The 12687-nt window shown below is 47.0% G+C and carries 10 protein-coding genes; 6 read left to right on the top strand and 4 right to left on the bottom strand.

Annotation, left to right across the window (positions count from 1 at the left end; translation table 11 throughout):
- Positions 1 to 142 precede the first annotated feature (142 nt).
- A complete protein-coding gene (locus QUA24_RS17775) occupies positions 143 to 436 on the top strand; it encodes a DUF3288 family protein (RefSeq protein ID WP_333209145.1) in 294 nt (97 codons plus the stop codon).
- A 65-nt stretch (positions 437 to 501) separates the two neighbouring features.
- Here QUA24_RS17775 and secA read toward each other — a convergent pair whose 3' ends face one another.
- Together secA and QUA24_RS17765 are read right to left on the bottom strand one after the other, a co-directional pair.
- Positions 502 to 3318, bottom strand: a complete 2817-nt coding sequence (gene secA, locus QUA24_RS17770; RefSeq protein WP_333230989.1) for a preprotein translocase subunit SecA — start codon at positions 3316 to 3318, stop codon at positions 502 to 504.
- Between the two features lie 399 nt (positions 3319 to 3717).
- The gene (locus QUA24_RS17765) at positions 3718 to 4650 is read right to left on the bottom strand and encodes a ribonuclease Z (protein ID WP_333230988.1); all 933 of its coding nucleotides are present in this window, start codon (positions 4648 to 4650) and stop codon (positions 3718 to 3720) included.
- A 264-nt stretch (positions 4651 to 4914) separates the two neighbouring features.
- On the opposite strand from QUA24_RS17765, the gene QUA24_RS17760 reads away from it, so the two are divergent.
- Both QUA24_RS17760 and QUA24_RS17755 read left to right on the top strand, forming a co-directional pair.
- Complete coding sequence (locus QUA24_RS17760; RefSeq protein ID WP_333230987.1) at positions 4915 to 6090, top strand: SpoIID/LytB domain-containing protein; 1176 nt, start codon at positions 4915 to 4917, stop codon at positions 6088 to 6090.
- 247 nt (positions 6091 to 6337) lie between these two features.
- Complete coding sequence (locus tag QUA24_RS17755; protein WP_015174403.1) at positions 6338 to 6562, top strand: hypothetical protein; 225 nt, start codon at positions 6338 to 6340, stop codon at positions 6560 to 6562.
- A gap of 193 nt (positions 6563 to 6755) precedes the next feature.
- Here the strand turns inward: QUA24_RS17755 and QUA24_RS17750 are convergent, their stop codons facing one another.
- On the bottom strand, positions 6756 to 8072 hold the full coding sequence (locus QUA24_RS17750) for a hypothetical protein (RefSeq protein WP_333230986.1): 1317 nt from the start codon (positions 8070 to 8072) through the stop codon (positions 6756 to 6758).
- Between the two features lie 777 nt (positions 8073 to 8849).
- Here QUA24_RS17750 and QUA24_RS17745 point away from each other — a divergent pair.
- The 3 genes from QUA24_RS17745 to QUA24_RS17735 all read left to right on the top strand — a co-directional run bounded on the left by QUA24_RS17745 (position 8850) and on the right by QUA24_RS17735 (position 10713).
- Positions 8850 to 9371 carry a photosystem I assembly protein Ycf3 gene (locus tag QUA24_RS17745; protein ID WP_333039118.1) on the top strand — a complete coding sequence of 174 codons (522 nt, stop codon included), beginning with the start codon at positions 8850 to 8852 and terminating at the stop codon, positions 9369 to 9371.
- A 134-nt stretch (positions 9372 to 9505) separates the two neighbouring features.
- A complete protein-coding gene (gene gatC / locus QUA24_RS17740) occupies positions 9506 to 9787 on the top strand; it encodes an Asp-tRNA(Asn)/Glu-tRNA(Gln) amidotransferase subunit GatC (protein WP_006635952.1) in 282 nt (93 codons plus the stop codon).
- A 209-nt stretch (positions 9788 to 9996) separates the two neighbouring features.
- Complete coding sequence (locus QUA24_RS17735; RefSeq protein WP_333163196.1) at positions 9997 to 10713, top strand: TrkA family potassium uptake protein; 717 nt, start codon at positions 9997 to 9999, stop codon at positions 10711 to 10713.
- On the opposite strand, the gene QUA24_RS17730 is transcribed toward QUA24_RS17735, so the two are convergent.
- Positions 10670 to 12301: a sodium:proton antiporter gene (locus tag QUA24_RS17730; protein WP_333230985.1), complete on the bottom strand. Its 1632-nt coding sequence runs from the start codon at positions 12299 to 12301 to the stop codon at positions 10670 to 10672. The genes QUA24_RS17735 and QUA24_RS17730 overlap by 44 nt on opposite strands.
- Positions 12302 to 12687: the final 386 nt, after the last annotated feature.

The raw sequence follows: 12687 nt of genomic DNA, 5'->3' as shown, positions 1-12687 counted from the left end.
TGTTGACTGTTATGATACCCGAATCAAACCGTTTATGAAGCGCGGATTTAAGACTTTATTCATGATAGTTATTTATGTCCGCGCTTTTGGGTGGCGGTTGCTTGTAGCAACATTTTCAAATGATTGGGAAACATAAAATAGTATGGATTCAGTAGCAAAAACTCAAGATCAGCAGCATCCGCAATACAAGCGCGATCGAGCCAGTGTCAATACTTTATTAGCAGGAGAAGCAACCGACTACAATTTATCGGAATTAGCAAGATTAATAATTCGCTACCGAGGCTTTCCCGGCGCTAGAGATATCCAATCAGACTTAAAAAAAGTCCTGCAAAAATGGAATCATACCGAAGAAACTCTTTATGAACAAACCCGCAAAATTCACGCTACAGGTGAGGTTTATAGAAAGCAAAAAAGCGATCAAGAAGATTGGGTTTAATCTCAAATATGCAACTTCCAGGAAGAGCCTGGAAGTTGCAGTCAACAGTCAACAGTTAACTATCTTCAAACCATCTCTGGCGAAACTTGCATTGCCGGCTGCGGCTGGAACTGGAACAGCGAATAAACCACATTGCGACGGATATCCGTCATCATGTCCAAAAATAGCTCGTAACCTTCAGTTTTGTACTCGATCAGCGGGTCTTTCTGCCCGTAACCACGCAGCCCTACAGACTCGCGTAAAGCATCCATTTGTTGCAAGTGTTCCCGCCACAAAGTATCAATTTGCTGCAAAATAAAGAACCGTTCCGCATCTCGCATCAATTCAGCTCGGATTGCATTAACTTCCGCTTCTTTAATGTCGTAAGCATTGCGGACTTGTTCGTGCAGGAATGTTTTAATTTCCTCCACAGACAAATCTTCTAGCTGATCCGGTGTCATGTCAGCGAGCAGATAAACAAATTCCTTCACCTTGCTCACAAGTTTGTCGAGTTCCCATTCTTCCGAAGGTAAATCGGGATTGATGTATGCTCCCACGATGTCGTCCATCGTCTGTTCGGCATACTTAATTACCTGTTCTTTGGAGTCCAAACCTTCTAATACTCGGCGACGTTCCGCATAGATTGCTCGACGCTGATTGTTCATCACTTCGTCGTATTCAAATACCTGCTTGCGGATGTCGTAATAGTAGGTTTCGACTTTTTTCTGAGCGCCTTCGAGGGAACGAGTCAGCATTCCAGATTCGATCGGCATATCTTCCTCAACACCGAAAGCCTTCATCAAACCGGCCACCCGTTCACCGCCGAAAATCCTGAGCAAATTGTCTTCCAAACTCAAGAAAAACCGTGTAGAACCAGGGTCTCCTTGGCGTCCCGCCCGGCCGCGCAACTGATTGTCGATCCGGCGCGATTCGTGGCGTTCGGTACCGATGACGTGCAAGCCTCCCAACTGCACGACTTCATCGTGTTCGGTGCTGGTAAAAGCATCGTATTCGCGGCGAGTCAAATTGTAAGCTTCCCGCAACTTTTGAATTACGGGGTCTTTTGTCGGCGCTTTTTCCGAAGCTATAGCCACGATATCATCGGCTTGCAATTCCGAGAGCGATCGCTCGCCGTACTCTTTCACCGCCAATTCCACCGCCGCCTTAAGCAGTTGCTCGGCATCTTTCGATAGCTGCGTCGGGAAAATCTGCGCCGAAGCTTTCCAAGACTTTACCTTTTTGGCAGTTTGACCAAAACCTTGAGGTGCGGGGCGGCCGCCAATACCGGGCGCTTGCACCAGCGAAAACCCGTCCTCATCATCGGGCCGCACGATCCGGGGCATCAGATACTCGCGCAACTTCAGGCGGCCCATGTACTCAGAATTACCGCCCAAAATGATGTCTGTACCGCGCCCGGCCATGTTCGTGGCGATCGTCACAGCACCCTTGCGTCCGGCTTGAGCAATAATTTCCGATTCCCGCTCCACATTTTCCGGTTTAGCATTAAGCAAATTGTGAGGAATTTTCCGTTCCTGCAGCAGCCGCGACAGCAACTCCGACTTTTCCACGCTAGTAGTACCCACCAGCACCGGCCGACCGATATCGTGCATTTCTGCACAGTCCTGGGCGATCGCATTCCACTTGCCGGCCTCGGCCTTGTAAACCATATCCGAAAGGTCTGTGCGGCTCGTAATCCGGTTAGTGGGAATCAGCGTCACTTCCAGATTGTAAATCTTCTCAAACTCCGTCTCCTCAGTTTTCGCCGTCCCTGTCATCCCCGACAGCTTCGGATAAAGCAAAAAGAAATTCTGATAGGTAATCGTCGCCAGCGTCTGAGTTTCCGGCTGAATTTCCGCCCGTTCCTTCGCTTCGATCGCCTGGTGCAAACCGTCACTCCAGCGCCTTCCCGGCATCACCCGGCCCGTAAACTCATCCACAATCACCACTTCGCGATCGGGAGTGACGATGTAGTTAATATCCTTAATAAACAATTCCTTGGCCTTAATCGCATTAAAAATGTAATGCGCCCAAGGGTCAGCCGGGTCGTACAAATCCGTAACACCCAACAACCGCTCAGCTTCACCAAAGCCTTCATCGGTCAACAGCACATTCCGAGCCTTTTCGTCAACCTCGTAATGTTCTTCATTTTCCTTTCTCAGAGCAGCAGCTACCTCAGCCGCCCGTATATACTTCTCACTGGGGCGTTCCACCTGGCCCGAAATAATTAAAGGCGTCCGTGCTTCATCGATCAGCACCGAGTCAACCTCGTCAATCACGCAGAAATTAAAAGGACGCTGCACTACATCTTCCATGACAGTAGCCATGTTGTCGCGCAAATAGTCAAAGCCCACCTCGCTGTTAGTCGCGTAGGTAATGTCGCAGTTATAATTTTTCTTTCGTTCCACCTGATCCATGCCCTGCTGAATCAGTCCCACAGTCAATCCCAGGAAGCGGTGCACCTGTCCCATCCATTCCGCGTCCCGTCTTGCGAGATAATCGTTGACGGTGATGATGTGTACGCCTTTACCGTTGAGGGCGTTGAGGTAAGCCGGCAGCGTCGCCACGAGAGTTTTGCCTTCACCGGTTTTCATTTCGGCAATTTGGCCTTTGTGCAGAATAATGCCGCCGAGGAGTTGGACATCAAAGTGGCGCAGCCCCAAAACCCGCTGTCCCGCTTCCCGCACCACTGCAAAAGCTTCTGGCAAGATTTCGTCTAGGATCTCTTTCTCTTCGTTAAGAGATTTAGCTTTTGCCAAACGTTCTTGAAACTCCGCCGTTTTGCCTCTGAGGCCGTCGTCTGAGAGTGCGCGGAAGTCTTCTTCCAAAATATTGATATCAGCTACCCAAGGCTGAAATTTTCTCAGTTTGCGCGCGTTGGGATCGCCTAGCAGATTTTTAAACATGGCAGGAGAGGCAGATTTTTAATAATTTAGCTATTAGCTTTCAGGGTTACGGGCTGTAGTGTTAGCCACAACATATACCCTCCCCGATTGTAGCAACCATTGGCTCTCCTGGGCCGTCGCTGGGGTCGATCGACCGATTTTCGATTTGGGATTTTCGATTGAAGTTGGCGAAGGTGGGTCGCGATCGCAACCCAGGTATATGTGCTTACTGACAATTGCAGGGCGTAACAGGCAATCTCTTGGTTCAACCAGAGATTAATGTTTTTGTTGCTAATTTCAGCAACAGGCTTTCGGGCCTGTTCCACAAGAGATTAATGTTTTTGTCGGGTGTGCCGGAAAGCCCGCCCGATCGCCCTTATGGAAAATGCTTTAACATCTCAGGTCAGATTAACCCTAGCTTTAAACAGGGCGCGGCACTTCGTAAGTCAAAAAGTCATAGGCCATTTTCGTATTCGGAAAAATTGCCTGCGCTTCCTTGAGCAAATCATCCAGGACGATCGCATTCCCTGGAGCATAGCGCGGGCTAAAATGCGTCATAATTAGTTGTTTAGCCCCAGCAATCAAAGCAACTTGAGCCGCCATTGTTGAAGTTGAATGCAGGCGATCAAATGCCATTTGAGCATCTTGATGAGCAAAAGTAGCTTCATGAACCAACAAATCAGCATCCTTCGCCAATTCCACGGCCCCGTCACAAAAAACGGTGTCAGTACAATAAACAAACTTGCGCCCGATTTGATCAGGGCCACAAAAATCAGTACCTTTAAACTGTCGCCCATCCTCTAACTTTACCGTCTTTCCTTGTTTTAATTGACCGTAAAGCGGCCCGGAAGGAATACCCACCGCCTTCGCTTTTTCTACATCAAAATGTCCCGGACGATCTTTCTCAGTTACTCGATAACCAAAAGCAGTAACTCGGTGCTTCAAAGGGCCACAGCTAACAATATATTCGTCATCTTCATAGATGACTCCCTCGTGAATTTTGTGTACCTTCACCGGGTAAGAAAAATGAGTTTGAGAATAGCGAACGCCAGCTTGCAAATATTCTTCAAGTCCCGGAGGCCCGTAAAGATCGATGCGCTTGACATTCCCCGCCAAACCGCAGCTAGCCAGCAAACCCATTAAGCCGAAAATATGGTCGCCGTGCAGGTGAGTGATGAAAATGCGGCTTAGTTGGCTGACTTTGAGATCGCTGCGGAGAAACTGGTGCTGAGTTCCTTCGCCGCAGTCAAACAGCCAGAGTTCGGCTCGCTGGGGCAAGCGGAGGGCGATGCTGGAAACGTTGCGCGATCGCGTGGGGACGCCGGAGCTAGTTCCGAGAAATGTAATCTGCAAGAGTCAAATCACCTCAATTAAGTCTTAAAAAATATGTTACATATATCCAGAGTGCGACAAATCCGACATATAGGAAATAGTCGCAGGCAGGAACCGGGATAAATCGCTGTTCCTGCGAACATCTCTTCGCTAAAATCATTTTTGACAAGCGTACAGAGCGATCCACCCAATTCTAACGTTTTGTTTCTTCCGTTCCCCTTCCTTTTTCCCTTGCCTTCCCCTAAAAATTCTTAAACTCATACAGCACAGGAGGAAAATTTTCAAATGCAGTCAGGAGTATTTTTTGGTTCCGTTTTTTCAACATTAAAAAAACGCTACTTTTGGATTTCACTGTTGTTTTGGCTGGCCATGGTAGCCCCAGCACAGGCCGCGCTGATCTTGCGAGTGGCGGTACAAGACGGGGCAACTCAGGTAAAAGTCGGCAGTTCTACTAAGGCTGCAATCCGCGATGGTAGCGGGCGCAATTTGGGCGAACTGTCGGCAAACAGTTCTCAGTCAGCTCAATTTCGATCGGGAACAGTGGCAATTGGTCGCTGGGCGGCCAACCAAGTTTGGATCGAACCCACGGGGAACGGTTATGTTTGGATTGGCGATCGTTGGTATCGGGGACGCACGCTTCTAGTTCCCCAAAAAGGAGGCTTGACTGCCGTCAACTACGTCGATATCGAACAATATCTCTACAGCGTTCTCGGCGCCGAAATGAGTGGCAATTGGCCTCAAGAGGCTTTGAAAGCCCAAGCAGTCGCCGCCCGTTCCTACGCTATCCACCAGCGCCTCAAAAGCGAAACCGACCTTTACGACGTGGACAGCACTCAGTCTTCGCAGGTTTACAAAGGACTGCAAACAGAATCTTCTGGCACTTATTCCGCAGTCGATGCAACCGCCGGTCAAGTTCTGGCTTACAACGGTCAGATTATTTTAGCCGCTTTCCACTCTGCGTCTGGGGGACATACTGAAAACGTCGAGGATGTTTGGACGGAACCCTTGCCTTACCTGCGTGCTGTTCCTGACTTTGACCAAGGGGCGCCGGTTTACCAATGGAAAGAAAATTTTTCTCGCGCTCAAATCAGCAGTAAGATTTCTGGCGTGGGCAATGTGATCTCGATGAAGCCAGAACGCACTACCGCTCACGGCAGCGTTTTGAGGATGAAAGTAGTTGGAGATGGCGGTTCTAGAGTCATGACTGGCGCAGATTTACGCCGGGTTTTAAATTTGAGGAGTACGCGGTTTACCGTGATTCCTCAGTATGCCGGCGGTGGGAACCCAAGGAACAGCGGCCAAGCTCCTACCGGTTTTCAAGTTGCTGGCAAAGGTTTCGGCCATGCTGTAGGAATGAGCCAGTGGGGTGCCTATAATTTGGCCAGACAGGGATACGGCTACCAGCAGATTTTGCTGCACTATTACCGAGGTACTACTTTGGCTAGAATTGCAGTCCAGTAACTGCTGGGAATGGGCAAGAAAGAAGGAAGAAGGAAGAAGGAAGAAGGAAAAAACAGCTATTCCTGTATCCGTGACTTCCGTGTCCTGAATACAGGGAATTGGGAATTGGGAACTTGTACGGCCCTTCGACTACGCTCAGGAACCGCGTAGTGATAGGCCAGGAACCCCGTAGCCTAAGTATTGGGAATTGGGAATGACTAATGACTAATGACTAATGACTACATGACTAACTACATTAAGGATTGCTATGCAAAAGTGGGAGTATTTATTTGTGGATGCGAATATGTATCCTTTTGGAAACAAGCTGATTAGTTTATATGTAAACGGTGAAGAACAGCGAGATTGGAAACAAGGCTCGCTTCATCTATTTGTCAATCATTTGGGCGAGGAGGGATGGGAACTTGTGGCTCTGGATCACGACTCGAAGTATGACCAAAATTGTTTGATTTTTAAACGACCTAAGCTTATTTAATAAAACTCGGATTAGAAAAACTTCGGACATCCATAAAGATTGATATTTTTCACAATTCTTAGCAACGAACTCAAAGCCTGTTCCCCAACAAAAATATTTTATTGTAGAACAGGCATACTGCCTATTATTGAAAAGGTTGCAAGATTTTAGTGCAACCTAACTTAACAACAAAGAACTGCTTTTTAAATTATTATTACAAGTTGTCCGAGCGACCAATCCGGCGCTGCCATTCCGCATCTATTTTGGCTGACTGTTCTAGTTCTTGTTGGGTTAATTCAGTTTCTGTTGTATAAGCTAAGTCTTCTCCAGTCAGAACGTTTTCTGCTGCAAATTCCTGGGCGTAAGTCAGTTTTTTGAGCAAGTTGGCATCGGGTTCGTTTAATAACATTGCTCGCTGCTGACGCTTTTGATTGCGGGATTCTATCCGGCTATTTTTCCACTGAATCCAGAAGTAGCGAATTAAAGGAATGGCGAGAAATCCGACGCCATAAATCAGGATTATGGGATAAACAGCGCTGACGAAACCGATAAATCCACCGGCAATTAAATTATTAGTTAATAAATTACCCAAAACTAATGCACCGACAAGATTAACAGCTCCTAACCCTGCTGCCAGCATGATTTGGCCGGAACTGGCCTTGCTGAAACGCCACAGCATTTCTCGTAAATAAGCTGCTACTGGTTGAGGATTTTTCTGGACGGCTGTGGTTTGCAATTGCGGAAAATGGTAAATTATTTGCCCTTCGGGGCTGACTTCTGGACGACCGTCAAAACGGGCGAGAGCCGGTAACATATATTCTTCGTATTCTCGGGCGTATCCTTGTCCGAGATTATCTAGATATGGAGCAATTTGTTCGGCGGCGACGGCGCCTCGGTTGTTGCGAATTGCAGTCGCAATATCGCTCCACTTGCGCTCTTCTAGATTGTGATTGGGATTGTCGTCTCCAAATAGAAAGGAGAAAACTGCTTCCAGAAAACTCATCTGCGATTTTTGACCTGTTAAGCGCGATCGCTGCTGGTAGTATGGTTGGTCATGGTTCCAGTAAAATATCCAGATTAGGTCGTTCCAGAAGTAGGGAAAAAAGGAAAAGCCGCCGCCTCTGCCGCCCCCTCCACCACCGTCTCCTCCTCCGCCGCTGCTGTTATTGCTATCCCCACTGGAGAGTAAAATCGTGATAGCAACAAAAATTAAGAGGATAGAAGCTACCAGCACTATGCCGAAAGATATCCGAATCAGATAAAATAAAATGCGCCAGATTTTTTGCCACCATTCCTGCAACTGCAAGCGCAAGAATTTGTTTCGCAAAATATCTCGAAAGTTCTTGGGAAATAGGTAGGCAATGTCGCCGGATTCTGCTACTTGCAGGTTGCCGCCTGTTTCGGAGGCGAGGGTTAACAGTTCTCGCTGGGCAAAATTGACATCTAATCCAGCTTTTGCCGCCACGTCTCCAACCGTAACGCGGTAGCCAAGTTGTTCGACGGCTTGCATAATGGTGGGATTCGGAGCCATAGGTTTCTCTCTGTGAAAATTACCCGGTTATTTTTATTATATATTGCGGGAATTCGAGCTGGTTTTGGCGCTCGGCTTTCTGATTTTTTTTGAGGCTGCCCTTGACAATCAAGCATCCAGGATACAAGCCCCCGGATTCATTCGTCCAGAAATAAAAAACCTGTATCCGAGAAACTTGCCCCCCGAATTTATCCGTGGGGTCAATGCTAAAATCTAAAATCTAAAATCTAAAATCTAAAATCGATTGACTTTGGGGCAAAATATTGCTAGTGTTTTGCCGAATAGCTTTTAAGTATGGGCTAAACTCGAATAGCTTAATAAAACTTTGTGATGGAATTTCTCCTCGGCAGGGTATTTGGTTGTTTGCTCTAAGGGCCAAGGAGGGGGATTATGGGTACAGTTAGTAAGGTACAATGTGCGATCGCCCGTTGGCGTTACCAAAGCAATCCGAAGGTAAGCCATCGAAGAGGGGATGATTGCCCCTGCACCCTCCAGCAGAACTTTTCCCTTCGGCGCGGGTTTTTGTAAGTTTTGTGTAGAGTGCCAGAGATATGTTAAAGAAATCTAGTTTTTTTGCCAGTCTTGCAAGACTTATATAAAATAGATAGAGCTTGCGCGGGTGTTAAACCCAAGGGCGTGTTTTAAGGTTCGCACTTGCGATCGACTAAACCTTTTAGCGCTCTCAACACAACGGCCCACTACAACAGTGGCGCAATTATTAATAGGAAAACTTTACAGGCTAATTTTTCGGATTAGCCACTAACCAAAGAATCGCATATGCCAAGAACTCAACGCAACGATAACTTTATTGACAAAAGTTTCACGGTAATGGCTGATATCATCCTCAAGATTATGCCGGCCAAAAAGCAGGCGAAGGAAGCTTTTGCTTATTACCGGGATGGTATGTCAGCTCAAGCAGATGGCGAATATGCTGAAGCGCTGGATAATTATCATGAAGCGCTGAAGCTGGAGGAAGATCCTTACGATCGCAGTTATGTCTTGTACAATATGGGGCTGATCCATACTAGCAACGGCGAACACGATAAAGCTTTGGAATATTACAGCGAGGCTTTGGATCTCAATCCGAGAATGCCACAAGCACTGAATAATATTGCTGTGATTTACCACTATCAAGGGGAAAAGGAAAAGGAAGCTGGCAATATTGAAGGGGCGGAAGGGCTGTTTGATAAAGCTGCAGATTATTGGAAGGAGGCTATTCGCTTGGCCCCGAACAATTATATTGAAGTACAAAATTGGCTGAAGACGACAGGTCGATCGCAGATTGATGTGTATTTTTAACTAGGATGGGCATGGGGCATAGTTAGTGGTTAATAGTTGGTAGTTAGTCGTTTCTCTAATAACAAATAACAAATAACCAATTCCCTATGCCCAATTCCCCATTCCCCATTCCCAATTCCCCATTCCCAATTTTTATGATAGACAGAGAAGAAGTTCGGAAAGTAGCGAATTTAGCGAGATTGGAATTAACGCCGGAAGAAGAAGAGCAGTTTACTGGTCAACTTAACGGTATTTTGGATTATTTCGAGCAATTGAGTGAACTAGATACAAGTAAGGTGCAGCCGACAACGCGGGCGATCGATGTTAGTAATGTAATGCGATCGGACGATTTGCAACCTTTTGCTAAGGGAGAAAGTATTTTGGAGGGAGCTCCCGATCGCGATGGGGAGTTTTTTAAAGTGCCTAAGATTATGTAGGGTTCCCCCTACGCATCTAACTGAGGAACATCCCTTGAGGGGCGGGCTAGCAATGCCTACCCCAAAAGTAGATTAATTTAACTGTGGAACAGGTAATAAGTAAGCCCGGTATAAGCCACCCCACAAGCCGATTAAACTGATAGAAACCCAACACAATATCGCTCATAGCGATCGCTCTGTAAAGTTAATTTTTGGGGTGACAAATATTCATGTACGTATTAATTGGTGGAGCAGGAATGATGGGGCTAGGTTTAGCCCAGCAGTTATTAAAAGTCGGTCATACGGTTGCCATCATCGATGCCGACCCGCTGGCCTGTCGCTTTGCTCGAGAAAAAATCGGAGTGATGGCATTTGAAGGCAGTGCGGTGAGCACAACGGTGCTTCTGGAAGCCGGAATTAAACAAGCAAACGCCGTCGTTGCTGCACTCAGGGACGATGCACTGAATTTAGCGCTGATCACCCTATCCAGAAGCTATGGCATTTCCCATATTGTGGTGCGAATGCGCGATCGCGAATTCATGGAAGCCTATCGCCTTGCCGGAGCCAGTCACATCATCAGCACGATTGATTTGGCAGTCGCAACAATGGCAAATGCGATTGAATACCCTCAAATCGAATCGATGATGCACTTTGAACAAGGACAAGTCGAGGTGCTAAAGCTGCCCGTTCCAGGCGATTGCAATGTGGCAGGTCGCACCGTTGCTCAAATTGCTCAAGACCCTGGTTTTCCAACAGGTTCGCTGATTATTGGTTATCAATGCCATGCCTGCGCCAATCTGGAGATTCCAAACGGCAATACTGTTCTAGAAGCAGGTTCTACCATCTTGGTCGTCACCCGTCCAGAGCTAGTTCACCAGATGATTGATTACCTTGGCATTCGCGCTAGTCATCTGCCAACGTTAGAAGTTTCTCATCCAAATCTTTGATGTAAGGATGAACCAGATCCTCTGGGACAATTCGCTTGCGGAGGGCATCGCTAACTGCTCCTTTTTCTGCTAGAAGCAATCGCCGTCGAATCGTATCTAGCCCGCTGCGATCGCCCTGTAGTTGCCCTGCTCGATGTTTATTGTAGAGATCGCGCAGCACTCGCTCAGAGTGTGCTACTCGTGCTTGATACGATGCCCATAACTCTTCGTAAACTGCCTTCGGCAACACGCCAGATTTCAGCAAACTATCTAGCTCATCTTGAGCCGCTTTGGAAGCGATCAACTGAATCTGTAACTGCCCAGCTTCCTGCATTACATCAGAAACACGGCTAATTTTTAGTCGTTTTACTATCCACGGTAAACTTAATCCCTGTCCGACCAAGGAGAATAAAACTGCACCGAAAACCAGGGCAATGATGTTATCCCGTCCTGGTAGGGTCAAGGGAATCGCAACAGCTAAGGCCATTGAGAGAGACCCTTTAATATTCCCTAAAACCAAAATGTGCTGCCAGCGTAGCGGAATGGGGCGATCGAACCAACGCAGCCCCGCTAATAACAAATACACCGACAGAATCCGTCCCAGTTGATAGGCGAGAATGACCAATAAAATGGATGGCAAAATTCTCCACAGCGTCAGCGGGTTAATTTCAATCCCAATCAGCAGGAAAATAAACGTATTGACCCCAAAACCAGCGTATTCCCAGAAACTCAGCAAGGTAATCCGATCCGAGGCAGACGAACTGCGAGGCAGCCCAAGGTTGCCAAAAACAAGTCCGGTGATGACCACCGCCACTGCGCCGGATACGCCTAAAAATTGTCCGATTTGGAAGGTTCCCAATGCGAGAGCGACGGTTAGCAAAAGGCTACTCAACGGATCGTTTAAGCGAACAAATATCGGCACGCTCAAATAACCTAAAACACCCCCGACCACTGCCCCACCTAAGGCAACCACGAGCAGTTCCTTCAAGCCTTGTATAGGGGTAAGAGAGCCTGTCGCATAAATTACCAAAAGCAAATTAAATGAAATTAGAGCAGCCGCATCATTGAACAGAGTTTCTCCCTCAACAATGGTGGACAATCGAGAAGGCACACGGATCTCCTTAAAAACCGCGATCATCGAGACGGTATCAGTGTTTGCTAGAATGACTCCGATCAGCAACGCCGGAATCCAGTCTAGTCCTAGCCCAAATTTAACCAGAATAGCGATAATTGCTGAGGAAAAGATCGAGCCTGGACCCGCCAGCAGCGCGATCGGCTTAAAGGTACTGCGGAGACGGCTGATATCCGTATTGATAGATGCTTCAAAAATAAGAATGGGTAGAAAAAGATTTAATACTAAAGATGGGTCTAAACCAATTCGACGCGACAAAACCTCCGTAATCGGCAAGCCTGCTAACACTAAGCCCGTTACATAGGGAATTCGCAACCGTTGAGTTACGAGTGCCACAACAGTTGCAATCAGCAGCAGAATGATCAAGATGATGACCAATTCAGGAATGACTCCTGCCGTTTGGCTATTTGTAGCAGGCTCGCTGCCCAAGGGAGTTTGTTGCGCTACAATCGACTCTATCACCGATACTCCTCCCATAAACTCGTTTTCCTCAAAGAAATTAACAGATTAACTACCGTTTTAGTCTACAGGAGACGGTTCACTCTGTTGTAGGCGTAACTGCAATTTATGTGGTGTATTTGGATGAATGCTGAAGAAGCTGAAACGAGATTTATGGGTAGCCTCGGCGATCTGAGCGTTTTTAAAGTGCAATTTTTTTTGGTAGATCTGGATGATTTCCAAACCCTTACAGGATGCTAATTGCTCTTAATTGTGCTGGTTTTTAATTTTTTTTAACAGTCTCTTCTGAAGTGTTGCCGACCCGATCGCGCTTGCTGCTAAGGCGGGTAAGTAGCTAGACAAAATTAATTACATAGTTTTCTCCAAATTCTTTCAGGATTTTTTCCACAGAGGTAACAAAAGTA

The organism is Microcoleus sp. Pol12B5 (assembly GCF_036701335.1).
Classification (GTDB): domain Bacteria; phylum Cyanobacteriota; class Cyanobacteriia; order Cyanobacteriales; family Microcoleaceae; genus Microcoleus.
Note: the sequence above shows the minus strand (reverse complement) of the source record. Positions and strands in the feature narration are given on the sequence as shown.